17 protein-coding genes are annotated in these 17,259 nt (G+C 68.3%); 7 read left to right on the top strand and 10 right to left on the bottom strand.

Features of this window, described 5'->3' with window-relative positions; translation table 11 throughout:
• Positions 1-51: 51 nt before the first annotated feature.
• Positions 52-273 carry a hypothetical protein gene (locus DI276_RS28740; RefSeq protein ID WP_112268975.1) on the top strand — a complete coding sequence of 74 codons (222 nt, stop codon included), beginning with the start codon at positions 52-54 and terminating at the stop codon, positions 271-273.
• Positions 270-671: a type II toxin-antitoxin system VapC family toxin gene (locus DI276_RS28735; RefSeq protein WP_112268973.1), complete on the top strand. Its 402-nt coding sequence runs from the start codon at positions 270-272 to the stop codon at positions 669-671. Before DI276_RS28740 ends, DI276_RS28735 begins: the two co-directional genes overlap by 4 nt.
• Here the strand turns inward: DI276_RS28735 and DI276_RS28730 are convergent.
• The 4 genes from DI276_RS28730 to DI276_RS28715 form a co-directional block, all read right to left on the bottom strand.
• Positions 668-1,504, bottom strand: coding sequence for a S1C family serine protease (locus DI276_RS28730; RefSeq protein WP_112268971.1), 837 nt, complete (start codon positions 1,502-1,504; stop codon positions 668-670). The two genes, DI276_RS28735 and DI276_RS28730, sit on opposite strands and share 4 nt — an antisense overlap.
• Positions 1,505-1,570: 66 nt before the next feature.
• Positions 1,571-3,604, bottom strand: a complete 2,034-nt coding sequence (locus DI276_RS28725; protein ID WP_198680968.1) for a putative bifunctional diguanylate cyclase/phosphodiesterase — start codon at positions 3,602-3,604, stop codon at positions 1,571-1,573.
• A gap of 246 nt (positions 3,605-3,850) precedes the next feature.
• Positions 3,851-4,225: a GNAT family N-acetyltransferase gene (locus DI276_RS28720; protein ID WP_112268967.1), complete on the bottom strand. Its 375-nt coding sequence runs from the start codon at positions 4,223-4,225 to the stop codon at positions 3,851-3,853.
• Positions 4,222-5,319, bottom strand: a complete 1,098-nt coding sequence (locus DI276_RS28715; RefSeq protein WP_112268965.1) for an LLM class flavin-dependent oxidoreductase — start codon at positions 5,317-5,319, stop codon at positions 4,222-4,224. Before DI276_RS28715 ends, DI276_RS28720 begins: the two co-directional genes overlap by 4 nt.
• Before the next feature lie 191 nt (positions 5,320-5,510).
• Here DI276_RS28715 and DI276_RS28710 point away from each other — a divergent pair, with 191 nt between their 5' ends.
• Positions 5,511-7,205, top strand: a complete 1,695-nt coding sequence (locus tag DI276_RS28710; protein WP_112268963.1) for an FAD/NAD(P)-binding protein — start codon at positions 5,511-5,513, stop codon at positions 7,203-7,205.
• Here the strand turns inward: DI276_RS28710 and DI276_RS28705 are convergent.
• The 4 genes from DI276_RS28705 to DI276_RS28690 form a co-directional block, all read right to left on the bottom strand.
• Positions 7,194-7,661, bottom strand: coding sequence for a flavin reductase family protein (locus DI276_RS28705; RefSeq protein WP_112268960.1), 468 nt, complete (start codon positions 7,659-7,661; stop codon positions 7,194-7,196). The two genes, DI276_RS28710 and DI276_RS28705, sit on opposite strands and share 12 nt — an antisense overlap.
• Entirely contained in the window at positions 7,658-8,137 is a 480-nt protein-coding gene (locus DI276_RS28700) for an NADPH-dependent FMN reductase (protein ID WP_112268958.1), read from the bottom strand. The genes DI276_RS28705 and DI276_RS28700 overlap by 4 nt, the downstream gene beginning before the upstream one ends.
• A 55-nt stretch (positions 8,138-8,192) precedes the next feature.
• A complete protein-coding gene (locus tag DI276_RS28695) occupies positions 8,193-8,996 on the bottom strand; it encodes a S1 family peptidase (RefSeq protein ID WP_112268956.1) in 804 nt (267 codons plus the stop codon).
• 74 nt (positions 8,997-9,070) lie between these two features.
• Positions 9,071-10,726: an FAD-binding dehydrogenase gene (locus DI276_RS28690; protein ID WP_112268954.1), complete on the bottom strand. Its 1,656-nt coding sequence runs from the start codon at positions 10,724-10,726 to the stop codon at positions 9,071-9,073.
• A gap of 73 nt (positions 10,727-10,799) precedes the next feature.
• On the opposite strand from DI276_RS28690, the gene DI276_RS28685 reads away from it, so the two are divergent.
• Together DI276_RS28685 and DI276_RS28680 are read left to right on the top strand one after the other, a co-directional pair.
• Complete coding sequence (locus DI276_RS28685; protein ID WP_112268952.1) at positions 10,800-11,225, top strand: cupin domain-containing protein; 426 nt, start codon at positions 10,800-10,802, stop codon at positions 11,223-11,225.
• Positions 11,226-11,659: 434 nt separating this feature from the next.
• A complete protein-coding gene (locus DI276_RS28680) occupies positions 11,660-12,103 on the top strand; it encodes a DUF6098 family protein (protein ID WP_232836983.1) in 444 nt (147 codons plus the stop codon).
• On the opposite strand, the gene DI276_RS28675 is transcribed toward DI276_RS28680, so the two are convergent.
• The gene (locus tag DI276_RS28675; RefSeq protein WP_112268948.1) at positions 12,087-12,773 is read right to left on the bottom strand and encodes a hypothetical protein; all 687 of its coding nucleotides are present in this window, start codon (positions 12,771-12,773) and stop codon (positions 12,087-12,089) included. The genes DI276_RS28680 and DI276_RS28675 overlap by 17 nt on opposite strands.
• Positions 12,774-12,896: 123 nt before the next feature.
• On the opposite strand from DI276_RS28675, the gene DI276_RS28670 reads away from it, so the two are divergent.
• A complete protein-coding gene (locus DI276_RS28670) occupies positions 12,897-13,439 on the top strand; it encodes a hypothetical protein (RefSeq protein WP_112268946.1) in 543 nt (180 codons plus the stop codon).
• A 252-nt stretch (positions 13,440-13,691) separates the two neighbouring features.
• Positions 13,692-16,928 carry a S8 family serine peptidase gene (locus DI276_RS28665; protein WP_112268944.1) on the top strand — a complete coding sequence of 1,079 codons (3,237 nt, stop codon included), beginning with the start codon at positions 13,692-13,694 and terminating at the stop codon, positions 16,926-16,928.
• Between the two features lie 50 nt (positions 16,929-16,978).
• Here the strand turns inward: DI276_RS28665 and DI276_RS28660 are convergent, their stop codons facing one another.
• Entirely contained in the window at positions 16,979-17,254 is a 276-nt protein-coding gene (locus DI276_RS28660) for a hypothetical protein (protein WP_157985012.1), read from the bottom strand.
• Between the last annotated feature and the right edge of the window lie 5 nt (positions 17,255-17,259).

Here is a 17,259-nt window from a genome sequence, read left to right as displayed (position 1 = left end):
GCTCGATCCCCCGATCGTGGCGATTGGTGCCACAATGGCACCATGAAGCGGATGAACCTGAGAGATGTGCCGGATGAGGTCTACGCGGCGCTGGCCGATGGTGCCGCAGCGAGCCGTCAGTCGCTGAACGCGTTCGTGGTGGAACGACTGACCGAGGTGGCCCAGGTGCTGAGCATCGGCGACTACTTGGCGACCTACCAGCCGCCGAGTGGAACAGGGGTCACGTTGGAGGACGCGACAGCCGCTGTGCGCGAGGTGCGGGACGCTTCATGAGCCTTGCGGTGGTGGACGCGTCCGTTCTGGCCGCGTTCTACTCAGCTGACGATCCTCGGCGACAGCAGACCGTGGTCCGCATGTCTGCTGGGCACGCTCTGTTCGCTCCTGCTCACCTCGACGTGGAGGTGGTCTCGGCGCTGCGGACGATGGCGCGTGGTAACCCTGCTCTCGCGGCTGCGGTGCCGGCAGCGCTGCAGCACCTGGCCGGCCTGCCGGTGCGGCGAATGGCGTTGGCGCCGTTGTTGCCCCGCTTGTGGGAGCTGCGGGACAACATCACTCCGTACGACGCTGCCTATGTCGCGCTCGCCGAACAACTACGCGCCACGCTCATCACGTGCGACGTGCGCTTGGCCTCCGCTCCAGGGGCCAAGTGCACGTTCGACGTGATCAGTTAGCCCAACTGGTCGACGATCTGCTTGGCCTGGTTCGACGGGATCGCGAACCCGATGCCCACGCTCCCGGCCTCACCGCTGCTCGACGCCGGCGAGTAGATCGCCGAGTTGATCCCGATCAGCTCGCCGGCCGCGTTCACCAGCGCACCGCCCGAGTTGCCGGGGTTGATCGACGCGTCGGTCTGGATCGCCTGGTACGTAACGGGTTGCGCGCGACGGGTCTCGCCGGGCACGGTCACCTTGCGGTCCAGGGCGGAGACGATGCCGGTGGTCACGGTGCCCTGCAGGCCCGACGGCGAACCGATGGCCATCACCGCGTCGCCGACCTTGACGGAGGTCGAGTCAGCCCACTTGATCGGCGTCAGACCGGAGATCCCGGAGGCCTGCAGCACGGCGAGGTCGGAGGTCGGGTCGGTGGAGACGACCTTGGCCTGCACGGTGCGGCCGTCGTTCAGCGTCACGGTGACCTGGCCGCCGGACGAGGCGACGACGTGGTTGTTGGTGAGGATCCTGCCGTCCGCGGACAGGATCACGCCGGAGCCGAGGCCGTTGCCGACGTTCACCTGCACCACCGAGGGCAGGACGTTCGAGGCCACGGACGACCAGTCCAAAGTGGACGTGTTGGAGACCGTTTGCGCCGACACGGACGAGGTTGCCGACGCCGGGGAGTCCGGCGACGCGATGACCGCGCCCGTGACACCTCCGAACAACCCGGCGACGAGTGCCGCCGCGGTGAGCATCGGAGCCGTGCGGCGCCAGAACTTCGGCGCCGGGGTAACGGCGGGCTGCGGTTCCACCAGTGACCCGCTCATCGCGGGGAAGCTCTGCTCGGTCATGACTCCACGATGGACCGTCATCATGTGAGCAACCTGTGGGAAGAGCCTGAGAATCCCTGATAAGAACTAGCTGAGAAGCAGCGAGGAAACAGTTGAGGCCGACAGCGGCGGACCGAAGTGCGCGCCCTGTCCGCCCGTCACGCCCAGCGCGGCCAACCGCGAGGCCTCGGTCGCGGTTCGCACGTCCTCGGCGTAGAGCGGCATCCGCAGGATCGACGCCCACTGCAGCAACGCCACCGACGCGCTCTCATCCACCCGGTTCGCGCCGGCGTCCAGGCCGTGCACGACGGCGCCGGTGAACTTCACGCCGCTCAGCGGAAGCAGGCGCAGGCGGTCGATGCCGACGTTGCCGCCGTTCATCTGGTCCAGCACGAGGCCGATGCCGCGCTCGGCCAGGATGGTCAGCTCGTCCATCTGGTCGTCGTTCAGCAACGCCGGCAGGTGCTCGTGCAGCTCGAACCGCAACTGCGAGGCCGGCAACCCCGTCCGGTCCAGCACCCGCGCCACTTCGGCGACGAGTTCGGGTTCCTGGCACAACCGGGGCGGCAGGTCGATCGAGAGCACCGGCGACGAAGAACCCAGAACCGAGTACCACGAAGCAGCCTGCGCGCAGGCCTCCGAAAGCGCCCAGTGCACGAGCCGGACGATCATGCCGTTGTCGGCGGACTGGTCGATGAACACGTTGGGGCACAACACCCCGCGCTCCGGATGGTGCCAGACGATCTTCGCTTCGAGCGCCAGCACCGAACCGTCGACCAGGGAGTAGACGGGCAGGTAGTCGACGCGGAACTGCCCCTCCTCCAGCGCACCGGGGATCGACGCGGCGAGCGCGTACCTCTCCTTGTCGCGCAGGTCGCGCTCGCGGTCGTACAACGCCCACTGCGCCTTGCCGTCGCGCTTGGCCCAGCCGACCGTGACGTCCGCCGACCGCAGCAGGTCCACCGCGTCGCCACCACGAGCCGCCCGCGCCACGATGCCGACCGAAGTCGTCACCCCGACGCCGTGCGAGCCGATCCAGATCGGCTCCTCCAGCCGCGCGGTGAACTCCTCGACCAGCGCGATCACGCCCCGCACGTCGCGCGGCTCCTTGATCAGCACGCCGAACTCGTCCTCGCCGATGCGCGCGACCTTGCCGACGTCCTCGGAGAACACCGCCTTCAGGTGCGTCGCTACCTGCATCAGCACCCGGTTGCCCGCGTCGTGCCCGAACGCGTCGTTCACGCCGCGGAACCCGTCGATGTCGACCTGCACCAACGCCAGCGTCTCCGGGCCCTTGGTGCCGACCGCGCCCTCCAGCCAGCCGAGGAACTGCGCGCGGTTCGGCAGGCCGGTCTGCATGTCGTTGAGGCTCTGGCGGACGAGCTGCGTCTGCAGTGCGCGCATCTCGTTCATGTTCTCGATCATCGTGACGAAGTACGGCGGCGCGTCGTCCTCCTCGCGCACCAGCGAGATCGCCATGTGCGTCTGGATGGTCTCGCCGTCGCTGCGGATCATCCGCTTCTCGACCCTGACGTGGTCGAGGCCGGACGCGATCAGCTGCTGGGCCATCTCCCGCAGCGCCGCCCTGTCGTCCGGGTGCACCAGGTCGCGGCCGCTCATCGTGCGCAGGTCGTCGCGCTTGTAGTCGAGCATCGCGAGCAACGCGTCGTTGACGTCGATGATGTCGCCGGTGAGGCTGCTCACGACGATCCCGAACGCCGAGCTCTGGAAGATCGCCCGGAACTTCGTCTCGCTCGCCCTGATCGCGCTCTCGGCCCGGCGCATGGTGTTGATCGCGGCCGTCCGCGTGATCTCCTGCTGGTCGAGCGTGCGGTCGCGCAGTCCCTCGGCGTACCCGGCGGCGAGCGCGGCCAGCTGGGCCGGCGTGACCGGGGTGTGCTCACCGAGGTGCGTGAGTGTCTGCTCCAGCGTGGCCGAGGAGATGAAGTCGTTGCGGACCATCGACCGGCCGACCTGCCGCGCCGCGTCCACACCACCGCCGAGCAACTGCTCGACGAAGCCGTCGAGCAGTTCCTCGAGCTTCTCGCGCGTGAGGTTCGCGAGGAGGGTGGGGGAGATCGCCGCCGCCCAGTGCACGGCGGGCTCTCGGCTGTCGACCATGTTCATTCAGCTCAGGTGGCCATTCGTGGGGACCGGTGTGATCCGTTGATCGATCGTCGGACGCCAATCGATACGCCTCTGCAACCCACTTCCGCCAGGTTCGGTCGAACGGGTGACAGCCCCGCGCGGTACCACCACCGGGTGTGGGTCCAACGAACAAGCTTACTGATCACGCTTGGCCTGTCCAACCGAACCCGGATTCCCGGTCGTGAATCGTGCGCTCGCCCGTGAATTCACTCGTTTGAACTAGTGAATCATCTTGTCGAAGGCGAGTGGACCTATTGTCAGTGGGTCCGCGGCAACGTCGAACAACGGTGTGTAGCCGGTCGCCAGATAGAGCGCTTTCGCCTCTGTCTGCCGTGGTCTCGTGGTGAGGTAGATGCGGCGGTATCCGAACGCCCGTGCCTCCTTCTCCAGTTCTTCGACGACCCGGCGCGCCTCGCCGGCCTCCAGGAGCAGCAGGAACTGCCCGTGCGGCGGCTTGAAGACGTCCGCAGGCCGTTGCATCTCTTGGGCGCCCACGGGCCCATAGCGGGTCGTGTACTCGTACGTCAGTTCAGCGACCAACGGCGCCGCGTCCGGATCCGACTGCCGGACGCGGCGCACTTCGAGGGTGGTCATGCGGCCTTGGCCCGGTCCCGCTTCGCGACTTCCTCGCGCACCAGCGGGATCACGTATCGGCCGAAGTCGATGGCGTCGTCCAGCAGGTCGTAGCCCCGCGCCGACAGGATGTCCACGCCGAGGTCGTAGTAGTCCAGCAACGCCTGCGCGACGGTCTCCGGAGTGCCGACCAACGCGTTCGAGTTGCCCGCGCCGCCGGTGGCCTTCGCGGTCGGTGTCCACAATGCACGGTCAAATCGTTCGCCGCGTTCCGCGACGGCCAGAAGTCGTTGCGAGCCGGTGTTCTCCGGATTCGTCAGGGAATGCCGCCGGCTCAACGGGCCGTTCGCTTTCCGCGCCTCGATCCGGTCCACCGTCCGGTAGGCCTTCTCCCAGGCCAGTTCCTCGGTCGGCGCGATGATCGGCCGGAATGCCACCTGGATCCGCGGCACATCCATGCGCCCCGCGTCCCTGGCCGCCTGCCGCACCGACTCGATCTGCTCGGCCGTCTCGGCCAACGGCTCGCCCCACAGGCAGAAGATGTCCGCTTCCGCACCTCCTGCGGCGTACGCGGCGGGGGAGGAGCCGCCGAACGACACGTTCGGACGTGGTTGCTGCACCGGGAAAACGTCGCTCACGAAGTCCGCGAACTTGTAGTGCTCACCGTCGTGGTCGAAGGCGGACCTGCTGATCCAGGCCTTCTTGACGATCTGGATGTATTCGCGCGTGCGGCTGTAGCGCTGGTCCTTGCTGAGGTAGTCGCCCTCGCGCTGCTGCTCGTGGTCGGTGCCGCCGGTGATGAAGTGCACGGTCAGCCGGCCGTCGCTGATCTGGTCCAGCGTCGCGAACGTCTTGGCCGCGAACGTCGGGTACGAGACGTTCGGCCGGTGCGCCAGCAGGATCTGCAGCTTGTCGAGCTTCGTCGCCAGGTAGGCGGCGGCTGACGCGGGCTCCGGCGCGCCCGAACCGTACGCGAACAGCACGCGGTCCCATCCGTGCTCCTCGTGCGCCCGAGCGAGCCTGATCGTGTAGTCCTTGTCGAACGCGGCACCTGAGCGCGGTGTCGTCTCCGACCCGTTGTTGGTGGCGGCGATTCCGAGAAACTCAACTGGCATGGCTTGATTCCCCCGAGCTGGTAGTGAGGTTTGCGCGTTGAGGGAGACGCCCTGCGAGTGCAGCACCGAGCCCGCTCAGCCTGCAACGACGTCCACAGAGCGGGATTTCCTTGCACACGCGGGGTACTGTGGGGTTGTTCGCGTTGAGGGGCGCGGCTCGTTTCTCGTTGCCCTCCAACGGAAAGACGCGCATGCGCTCACTCGTCGTCATCGGCGGCGGCCCTCGTGCCGCCGGCCTGCTCGAACGCATTGCCGCCCAGTCGCCCACCTCGCCCTTGACGGTGCACGTCATCGACCCTCACCCGCCTGGCGCCGGCCGGGTGTGGCGGCACGCGCAGTCCCCGTTGCTGCGCATGAACTCCATGGCTGAGGACGTGACGGTCTTCACCGACTCGTCGTTCGACGGGGTTGGTCCGGTTCGTCCTGGTCCGTCGCTGGCGGAGTGGGGTGACGTCGACCCGACGTCGTTCCCGTCGCGGCAGGTGCAGAGCAAGTACCTGTCCTGGTTCTTCCACCACGTAAGAGAATCTCTGCCTCCGAACATCTCGGTGTCCGTGCATGAGGCTCGCGCCTTGAAGGTCGTCGGCAACTGGGTGTGGCTGGACAGCGGGGAGCCGCTGCGGGCCGATGTGCTGGTGCTGGCGCTCGGTCACCTCGACGCCGAACCCGAGCCAGAACACCGCAAGCTGGCCGAGCACGCGGCGGAGCACGGCCTCGTCCACGTGCCGCCGCTGTACTCGGCCGATGCCGACCTGTCCGAGGTGACGGGTGACGTGGTGCTGCGCGGGTTCGGTCTCGCGTTCATCGACCTGATGGTGCTGCTGACCGAAGGGCGCGGCGGCACGTACGAGCGAATTGACGGCGTTCTGCGTTACGTGCCTTCAGGTTTGGAACCGCGACTGTTCGTGGGCTCGCGGCGGGGCGTGCCGTACCACTCGAAGACCGGCTACCGGTTGCAGGGAACCCGCCCGGTACTCCCGCACTTCTTCGTCGCGGACGACTTGCGCGGTCGCGCTTTGGACTTCCGCGCGGACGTCTGGCCGTTGATGGCCAAGGAGATCGCGTGGGGCTACTACCACGAGCTCTTCACCGGTCATCCCGGCCTGGTGCGGATGCCGTTCGTCGAGTTCGCGACGTCGTACGCCGCGTTTCCCTGGTACAGCGCCGAGATGCGGGAGCTGGAACTGCTCGCCGTGCCCGATCCGGACGACCGCATCGACTTCGAACGCCTGGACCGTCCGCTGACCGGCCTGACCTTCGCGTCCGGCGAGGAGTTCCAGGACTACCTGCGCGCGTACATCGAGGCGGACGTGACCCGCCGCTCCGATCCACGGCACAGCGCGGATCTGGGCGCGTTCCTGGCCCTGCTGTCGGTGTACGGCCAGCTGCCGCAGCTGATGCCGTTCGACGGCTGGTGGCACGGTTACTTCAGCTACCTGGCCTCGGGGCCGCCACCGGACCGGCTGGAGGAGCTGCTGGCGTTGTCGCGCGCGGGAGTCGTGCGGTTCGTCGGCGCCGACATGTGGGTGGAGGCGGTGGACGGCGCGTTCCTGGCGGGCAGCCCGACAACGCCGGACGTGGTGCGCGCCAACGGCTTGGTCGAGGCGCGGCTGCCGACGCACTCGCTGTCCCGCACGGCTGACCCGGTGCTGCAGTCGTTGCGCGTGGTCGGGGACGTCTCCGAGGACGACACCGGGCTGGTGCGGGTGTCCCCGGAAGGCCGGCTGATCAACGAGCGCGGCGAGGAGGATCCGGTGCGGTTCGCGGTCGGGCCGTACACGACGGGGAAGGCGTACGCGGCGTTCGCGCGGCCGAACACGAACGCGCCGGCGTTCCGGCAGAACGACGTGCTGGCCAGGACGATCCTGCGCACGTTAGGCGACTGAGGTGTACCGCCCCTGGTGCCGCACCAGGGGCGCGGCGATATCGGAATGCGTGATGTCCAGAGGTTCACCGACCAACGCGATGTGGTCGCCCACCGCGATCCGGCGCGCAGTCCGGCACCTGAGCCGCACCGGTGCGTCCAGCAGCCACGGCACACCGTCATCATCGGCCTGCCACCGCGTTTCGGAGCCGAACCGGTCAACACCCTTGGTGGCGAACAGATCCGCGAGCCCCGTTTGCGCAGCGTCCAGCAGGTGCACGGCGAACAGCGGTGCAGTACGCAGCACCGGCCACACCGAAGCACCCTCGCCGATCCACACGACGACGAGAGGCGGCTCGAACGACACCGAGGTGAAGGACGAGACCGTCGTCCCCACCGGCCCGTCGGACCCGGTGGCGGTCACGATCGTGACAGCCTGGGCGTGGTGCCTCAACGCATTGCGCAGTTGTTCTTTCATCGCAGCACCTTCAGCGCGTCGAGGTCGAAGTCCGTGACGCCGGCGGGCAGCGACGCCTCGTTGAGGAACACCGCCTGCGGCACCAGAGCACCCAACTCGGCGAGTACCGGCCGTAGATGGACCTCGACGGCCAGCGCGTGCTTGTCGGACGCGGCGATCTGCAGCGGCACGACGACCTTGCCCCGCAACCACCCCGGCGGCGCCTGGTCCAGCACGGCCTTCAACAGTCCGGTGTACGCGGCCTTGTACGTCGGTGTCGCGACCACCAGCACGTCTGCCTGGCCCAACGTCTCCAACGCCGCTTTGATCGTGTCCGGCTCCGTGAACACGGCAGGTGCCAGCTCTGCCGCCTCCACCACCGGTCCCTCGACGGGCACACCGAGCGTTGAGGCGAGGGCCTCGCGCAGGGCCAGCGCCGCCTGCAACGTGCGCGAGGCGGGCCGCGGGTTGCCGACCAGAACACCGATCTGCGTCATGCCTTCAGCACAGCCGCAAGCCGGTGGACCGTCAACCCGCGTCCACCACGCGAGATCAGAGCAAAATCTCTTTGGCGACCCACGTGTTGATGGCGTCGACACGCGCGTAGATCGCCGGGTGGTTCGGCCGCGCGCAGCCCTCGCCCTTCGACACGAGACCGATCAACTTGCCGCCCGCGACGAACGGGCCGCCGGAGTCACCGTTGCACGCGTCGATGCCGCCCTTCATCACCGCGGCGCACATCATCGACCGGTTCTCGTAGAAGTCGTTGCCCTGGCCGTCATCGCCCCAGAAGACGCGGCATGTCTCGTCCTCGAGGATCGGGATCTGCGCCTTCATCAGGTAGCCGTTGGTGTCGCCGCCCTCCTTGACGTCGCCCCAGCCCATCACGGTGGCGGACTTGCCGGGCGCGTACAGGTGCCGGTCGGCCGCACCGGCCATCCTGATCGGCTTCTGGTGCAACGAACGGTCGAGCGTGAGCACCGCCGAGTCGAAGGAGATGCCGTCGTACTTCGGGTTGATGGCGATCTTCGTGAGCTTCGCGACCACGCCCTCGCCGGTGCTGTGGACGTTCTCCCGGCCGGCCACGACCACGCGCTTGTTCAAGGGAATCGGTTTTGGCCCGGTCACGCCCTCGTCGACGCAGTGCGCGGCGGTGAGGATCTTGTTCGGCGCGACGACCACGCCGGTGCACCGGGGATCGCGCGTGTCGGCGGTGGGTGCCAGGTACACCGCGAACGGGTTGTCCTTGATGGACGCTCGGGTGCCGCCGACCACCTGGGCGGACGGATCCGCGACCGCCGTGCCCGCCATCGTCAGGACGAGCAGAGCGGTCGCGATTCCACCTCGTAAAAGCATTCGCCGTTCCTTCCGCGAAGAAGCAGTACGCGGCAAGGAACGGCGAACGGTTCGTCTCAGTTCGGTTGTGCAACTTAGGAAACGGCCTCGGCTGCGGAACGTCCGGCCACGCGGCCGGAGAACAGGCAGCCGCCGAGGAAAGTTCCTTCCAGCGCACGGTATCCGTGCACGCCGCCGCCACCGAAGCCCGCCGCCTCACCGGCCGCGTAGAGCCCCGGCAGCACCTCGCCGGACCCGTCGAGGACACGCGACGACAGGTCGGTGTGCAGGCCTCCCAACGTCTTCCGGGTGATCACCGACAGTCGCACGGCGATCAGCGGACCGGCCTTGGGGTCGAGCAACCGGTGCGGCTCGACGACGCGGATCAGCTTGTCCGTCAGGAAGTGCCGGGACGCGCGGATCGCGTTGACCTGCATGTCCTTGCCCAGCCCGGAAGTCACCTGCCGGTCGCGTTCGACGATGATCTGCTCCAGCGCGGCGGCGTCGATCCGGTCGTCCCCGGTCAACGCGTTCATGCCGCGCGCCAGCTCCGCGACGGTGCCCGCCTGGATGAACTCCTTGGACTTCTGGGCGAACGCCTCGACCGGCGCCACCGCACCGGGCAGCGCGCGCTTCAGCACCGCACGCGTGTCCTTGCCCGTAAGGTCCGGGTTCTGCTCGGAGCCCGACAGCGCGAACTCCTTGCCGATGATCTTCTTGTTCAGCACGAACCACGAGTGCTCGTGGCCGTGCGTCGTGATGTGCTGCAACGACCCCAGCGCGTCGAAGCCGGGGAACAGCGGGATCGGCAACCGCTTGCCGTCCGCGTCGAGCCACAGCGACGACGGGCCCGGCAGGATGCGGATGCCGTGCTTGCCCCACACCGGCGCGTAGTTCGCGATGCCCTCGGGGTAGTGCCACATGCGGTCGGCGTTGATGATCGACGCGCCCGCCTTCTGCGCGATCTCCATCATGTGCCCGTCCACGAAGTCCGGCACACCGGAGAGCATGAACTTGGGCGGCGTGCCCATCCGCTCCGGCCAGTTGCGCCGCACCAGGTCGTGGTTGCCGCCGATGCCACCGGACGTCACGATCACGGCCTGCGCGGACAGCGAGAAGTCGCCGACGACCGTGCGCGAGGAAGGTTCGGCGCGGCCGACCGACGACGGCTCCAGCACCTCGCCGGACACGCCGTCGCACACGCCGTTGGTGACGTTGATGCCGGTGACCCGGTGGCGGAACTTCAGCGTGACGAGGCCCTTGGCCACGGCCTCTCGCACCCGGCGCTCGAACGGCGCGACCACGCCCGGCCCGGTGCCCCAGGTGACGTGGAACCGCGGCACGGAGTTGCCGTGGCCGTTGGAGAGGTAGCCGCCGCGTTCGGCCCACTGCACGAACGGGAACCAGCGCACGCCCATGTTGTAGAGCCACGAGCGCTTCTCACCCGAGGCGAAGTCCACGTACGCCTGGGCCCACAGCCGGGGCCAGTGGTCGCTCTCCCGGTCGAACTGCGCCGAGCCCATCCAGTCCTGCAGCGCCAGGTCGTGCGAGTCCTTGACCCGAAGCCGGCGCTGCTCCGGGGTGTCCACCAGGAACAACCCGCCGAACGACCACCAGGCCTGGCCGCCGAGCGTCGCCTCCGGCTCCTGGTCGAGCAGAATGACCTTGCGACCCGCGTCCGCGAGCTCTGCGGTCGCGACGAGACCTGCGAGGCCTGCGCCGACGACGATGACATCCGCGTCATGTGCCATCGGGCGAGCATAGATCCACCGCTGATCACGCACGAGACCTGAATCAAATTCACTTTCTGGGGAGTGGCGAGAGATGACCTTCCGGCCGGCTTCTGAGATCGACTTCAGCACCAAGTCCGCCCGGTTCGTGGCACCGGGATCGGTCACGAACGGCGAGTTCGGCCTGTTCGAGTGGCGCATGGACGCTCGCCAGCCCGGCGCCCGACCGCACTTCCACAAGACCTTCTCCGAGTCGTTCTACGTGCTCGAAGGCGAGATCTCGCTGTACAACGGCGACGAATGGATCAAGGGCGGAGAGGGCGACTTCCTGTACGTGCCGCCGAACCGGCCGCACGCGTTCCGCAACGACAGCGACGCCCCGGTGCGCATGCTGATCCTCTTCTCGCCCGGCATCGCGCGGGAGAAGTTCTTCCTGGAGGTCGGCGAGGCCAAGGGGCTCCCGCCGGAGGAGATGGCGGCGTTCTACGCGAAGCACGACCAGTACAACCTGGACGTGTAAGTGCGGTGACCGCCGGCCTTGCCCGTTGGCTTCTGCCGTCCAGGTGGGTACATCGTGGTGCCGGCCCCGCGCCCTCATATCGGGCACATGGGGGCGCGGGGCCGGTGCCGCGAGGTGCCCCGCTGGGCGCCGGAAACGGCCGGCGAGGTCGGCGGTCACCGCACTTTCGGATGCCGCCGACCGCCACTACCGGTGAGGGGGGTTTCCGGTGTGCCGGCCGACGGCGGGTTGACCGCGGCGCGAGCACGCGACGCCTGCGGAAGGGCTTTTCCGACCTGGGGGTGTCGGATCGCCCCGGCGAGCAGCTCGAGCGCCCGCGGCCAACCACATTGTTGAACGTACAACCGGAGCGTGGTGTTCCGGTCGGCTTTCACTGTGACCGGGCTCAAATCCTTCAGGTTGTCTTCAGGTTCGGACCGGGTATGTCACCTGGTGTGACGGTTGAGCTGCCCACGATCACAGATCTCGCCGAACTGGTGGGCCTTCTGGGTGACGACGTCTACGTGCGCTGGTCGAAGGGACCGGACGAGGACGCCGCCTCGTCGTCGCGCGACTCATTGACCGGTGTGGAACTGCCGGGGCTGTCCGCGAGCCCGCTGGCGATCGAGCCCTGGTGGGAGGACCGCTCGGCGCAGCTGTGGGTGGCGCGGCGCCTGTACGACTACCGCCACCTGCGGGATCTGCGTGGCCCGGACGTGCGGGCGTGGGTGCTCCGAGGCGAAGAGGTGGGGCGCGGGCCGGACAACGAGCCGCTGGTTCGTTGTCTGGAACCGCTCGCCTGGGTGGCCGAAAGCGCTCTCGCGGCCTGCGAGGAGCTGGTCAACGCCCAGCACTCCGACGAGTGGGGCCCGCTCGACCGCTCTAGCTCAGGTCGCTGAGCTTGCGTTCGGCGGCCTTGCGGGCCTTCTCGGCCGCCGCCGTGATCCGCTTGGCGTCCTCCAGCCGTTCGGCGGCCCGGTCGAACGCCCGCTGCGCCGCCAGCTGGTCGGCCTGCGCCTCCCCGAGGGCCTGCTCGGCCTCGTCCAGCGCCTGCTGTGCCTCGGCCAGCTTGCGCTCCTGCCGTTCCTTGCGCTTGCGGGCGAGCGCGTCCTCGCCGTCCTGGACGGGTTCCGGCACCGGCAGCGCGAACCCGAACCCGGAGTACTCGAGCGCCTTCGTGAGGTGCCCTGCCCGCACCTGCTCGGCGGACTCCGGGTCGGCCATCGCCGCGGTGAGGGTGTTGCGGACCTGCGTCACGGCGTCGTCCGCGAGCGGCCCGGTCAGCTCCAGCGTGCGGTAGACGAGGGCCTCCAGCAGCTCCTTGCGCTTGCGGCCGAGCTCGCGCATGGTCAGCTGCGCCGTGGAGAGCCCCAGGGCCTCCTGCAGGCCCTCAGGGGCGTCCCGGACCAGCCGGTTGACCGCCCAGGCGCCCACGGTCGGCTTGCGCAGCTCGGCGATGGCCTTCGCGAGGTCCTTGTCGTCGGCCTGTTTGGCGGCGGCGTTGCGGGCCGCGGTGAACTCCTTCGGGCTCAGCCCGTAGAGCTCGTCGGCGACCAGCTTGAGGTCCATTGGCGCAAGGTAGCGCCTGATCAGCCTCCAGTCCTGTGGAACGCGCTCGAACCGTCTTCAACGAGGCGAGCCCGGCCGGCGTTGAAGAGTCAGCTCCGGAAATCGGGTAAACAGGATGGGGAGATGCACACCAGGTGGCGATGGGTCCTCTGCGGGCTCGGCACCGCCGTGGCCGTCGCGGGCCCGGTGGCGATGCTCGACGGCCCTTGGTACGGCTACGTGTTCGGCGGCCTGTGGTTGGTCATGGGCGGCGCCGTCGCGTGGCGCGGCTTCGCCATGGGCACCCGGCTCACCGACGAGGGCATCGTCTCGACCGATCTCGAGGGGCGCACGGTGATCCCGTGGTGCAGCATCGCCACGATCGAGCCGGTCCGGCGGCGCAACCTGATCTTCTTCCACACCATCGCGCCGGTGGTGCGGTTGCAGCACCGCAAGGAGACGCTGAGGGAGCTGAGCCTGCTCTCGGTCAAAAAGGAGTCCGTGCCCGAACGGACCGCGAGTCAGATCGAGGAACTCCGGCAGGCGCTGGCGAAACACCGCGGCAACTGCCCGGCGTGCGGAGCGCAGCCGAAACCGCTCGCGACCGGCCAGGGCCTCGTTGCCCGCATGCGGTCGAGATTGCTGGCGCTACTGCGCGGAAATAGCGATCAGTCCATCGTCCGCTGAGCAGATCCTGTTACCCGGCAACGGCATTCACCGTTGACGCAGGCCTTGACATTCCCCTCTATCAGCTCTTGACTGGAGGAGGACTGCTCGTTCTAAGGCGAAAAAGAAACGTGCAGCACCGAAGGCGTGCCCGGACAAGACGCTGAACAGTCCAATGTGGAGCTGAAGAATAGTCCGGGAAGACGATTGCCCCTCGCGAGGCGAAGAGATGTGCTTCGGAGCACTCTTTACCCCACGAAGGGCACATGCGCCGTGAAGAACTGGAGACGCCGCACCGGAACGGTCTTGTTGACCGCGGTGTTGGGCACCGCCGGGCTCGGCTTCGCCGCCACCCCCGCCATCGCGCAGAACGCAGCGCAGCAGCAGGACGCGCCGGCCGCCGACAAGCAGCTGGACAAGAAGGACCGCGAGCTCGTCGACCAGGCCGCCCGTGAGGGCAAGCCGACCGTCGACCTGCTGGTCGCCGCAGAGGACGGCAAGACCGATGCCGCGATCAGCGAGCTGAAGACGCTCGGCGCCACGGTCCAGCAGACCGAGAAGGACGTCGACTACGTCAAGGTCACCATCCCGCGCGACAACGCGGAGAAGGCCGCCAAGCTGAAGTCCGTCAACACGGTGGACGTTGACGGCCTCATCGCGCTCGACGACCCGCGCCCGCAGGGCATGGAGAACCCGGCCCCGCAGAAGGCGCCGGACGCGAAGACGCCGCGCACCAACCCGTACATGCCGACGCAGGACACGCAGGCGGCGCAGTTCGCCACCGCGCACCCGAAGTGGGACGGCCGCGGCACCACGATCGCCGTGATCGACGGCGGCATCGACCTGGACTCGCCCGCGCTGCAGACGACCAGCACCGGCGAGCGCAAGATCGTCGACTGGTACAACGCGAACGCCACGAACTCCGGCGACGGCACCTGGGTCACCATGACCAAGACCGGCGTCACCGGCAAGTTCACCAACGGTGGCAAGGAGTGGACGGCGCCCGCGACCGGCGGCCCCTACTCGTTCGGCCTCTTCCGCGAGACCTCGGGCGACCTCGCCCTGGGCAACAGCGAGGTCGGCGGCGACATCAACCGCGACGGTGACCGCGTCGACTCCTTCGGTGTCATCCAGGACATCACCACGAAGGAAGTCTTCGTCGACACCGATGGTGACGCGAACTTCACCAACAACAAGCGGATGATCGACTACAAGGTCAAGAAGGACGTCGGCTTCTTCGGTGCCGACAACCCCGCGACCCCGGTGATCGACCGCATCGCGTTCGTCGTGCAGACGGACCGCTCGATCTACGACAACCAGGGCACGCCGTACGTCAACCTGGGCATCTCTGGTGCGCACGGCACCCACGTCGCCGGCATCACCGCCGCGCACAAGTTGTTCGACGGCAAGATGGCCGGTGCCGCGCCGGGTGCGAAGCTGATGTCCATCAAGGCCTGCCTCACCACGCCGGCCTGCACCAGCTCCGGTCTCATCGACGGTGTCCTCTACGCCGCGCGCAACGGCGCCGACGTCGTGAACATCTCCATCGGTGGTCTGCCGGCCCTCAACGACGGCAACAACGCCCGTGCGGAGCTCTACAACCGCACGATCAACGAGTACAACGTCCAGCTGTTCATCTCGGCGGGCAACTCGGGTGCGGGCGCGAACACCGTCGGCGACCCGTCGGTCGCCACGGACGCCGTCAGCGTCGGCTCGTCCATCAGCAGCGCGACCTGGCTCTCGAACTACGGCTCGAAGACCGCGCAGAAGCAGGGCCTGCACGGCTTCTCGTCGCGCGGCCCGCGTGAGGACGGCGGCTTCAAGCCGAACATCGTCGCGCCGGGTTCGGCGATCTCCACCACGCCGCGCTGGCAGGCACCCGGCCCGGTGGCCGGCACCTACGAGCTCCCGGCCGGTTACGCCATGTTCAACGGCACCTCGATGGCCGCCCCGCAGGCGACCGGTGCCGCCGCGCTGCTCGTGAGCGCCTACAAGGCCAAGCACGACGGCCAGCGTCCGACCAGCGCCGAGCTGCGTTACGCGATCCAGCGCTCCGCCAAGTGGGTCGACACCCTCGGTGCCTACGAGCAGGGTGCCGGTCTGTTCAACACGAGCGCCGCGTGGGCGTTGCTGGACAAGCACTCCGTGCCGGACCAGGTCACCACGACCGTCCCGGTCAGCACCGTCCTCAGTGGACTGCTCGCCACCCCGAACGTCGGTGTCGGCATCCACGACCGCGAGGGCGTGACCGCGGGCCAGGAGTACACCCGCACCTACACGCTGACCCGCACCACGGGCGGCACCAAGGGGACGTACAAGGTCTCCTGGAAGGGCAACGACGGTACGTTCACCGCACCGACGAAGGTCGTCCTGCCGCTGAACACGCCGGTGCTGTTCCCGGTCAAGATCAAGGCCAAGACCGCGGGCGTGCACAGCGCCGTGCTGCAGCTCGACAACACCGAGACGCCCGGCGTCGACGTGCAGACCCTGAACACCGTGTTCGCGGCGCAGAAGTTCAACGCCGCCAACAAGTTCTCGGTCACCAAGTCCGGCAAGATCGCGCGCAACCAGTCGACCAGCCTCTTCGTGGACGTGCCCAAGGGCACGACCGCGCTGAAGGTCGACATGGCCGCCGGTGGCGCCGAGGCCGGCAAGGGCCAGGTCCGCTTCCTGCGCTACACCCCGCAGGGCACGCCGCTCGACGTGACCAGCTCGACCAACTGCTACAACCCGGACGCGGGTGCCGGCTGCTCCGGTGGCACGCCCACCAGCCGCACGGTGACCAACCCGATGGCCGGTGTGTGGGAGATCGTGGTCGAGGCGCGTCGCACCTCCGACGCCGCTGAGGCGCCGTACTCGGTGACCGCGTCCGTGCTCGGCACGTCGATCAGCCCGAACCCGGACGTCATCGCGTCCGCGGCGCTGGGCACGCCGGTGAACCGCAGCTACACCGTCACGAACACGCAGGCCGGGTTCAACGGCCGGCTCGTGGCCGGTCCGGTCGGCAGCGCCGTGTCGGACCGCCCGTCGATCGCCAACCTGGAGACCAAGTTCTTCGACATCCAGGTGCCGGCCGGCGCGTCGCGGATCACCACGACGATCGGCAACACGTCCGACGCGGGTGCCGACCTCGACCTGTTCCTGCTGAACTGCACGTCCGGCACGTGCGTGACGGCTGGTTCGTCCGCGGACGGTGACTCCGAGGAGTCGGTGACCGTCAACGCCCCGGCCGCCGGTCTGTGGCGCGTCCAGGTGGACGGCTACGCGGTGCCCGCGGGCACCACGCAGTACGACTACTTCGACGCCTTCATCTCGGCCGGTCTGGGCACGCTGACCGTGACGGACAGCAACGCCGACCGCGCCGCCGGTTCGTCCTGGACCGCGTCGGGTGTCATCACGCCGCTCGGCCAGCCCGGTGCCGGCCGCGTGCTGCGCGGTGAGCTCGAGGTGCGCACGGCGGACGAGAACGTCGTCGGCCGCGGTGCCGTCGTCGTCCAGTCCGTCAGCTAGTCGCCGTTGGTACGCAGAAAGCCCCAGGATTCACGAGATCCTGGGGCTTTCTACGGTTCTGGCAACCTGTTGCTCAGCGGCTCGTCCAAATCCACTTTGGACACACCGGCGATGAGACGCGCGTCTTCCACCTTGTCGACCGGCATCTCGGCCCGCAGGTAACCGATTCTGGGATCCCGCGACTCGACGGTCGCGCCCAGCTTCGTCAGTGCCTGCTCGACCTCCTCGTCGCGTCCCGGCTGCACGGAGATCATCAGTGGCACGGTGAGGTGGCCGTCGCGTTTCGCCTGCTCGATCCGGAACTTGTCCGGTTTTGCTGAAGACACGGTCG

Origin of the sequence: Lentzea terrae (assembly GCF_003265345.1) — a bacterium.
Lineage (GTDB): Bacteria > Actinomycetota > Actinomycetes > Mycobacteriales > Pseudonocardiaceae > Lentzea > Lentzea terrae.
This window is presented reverse-complemented; position numbering and strand designations above follow the sequence as displayed.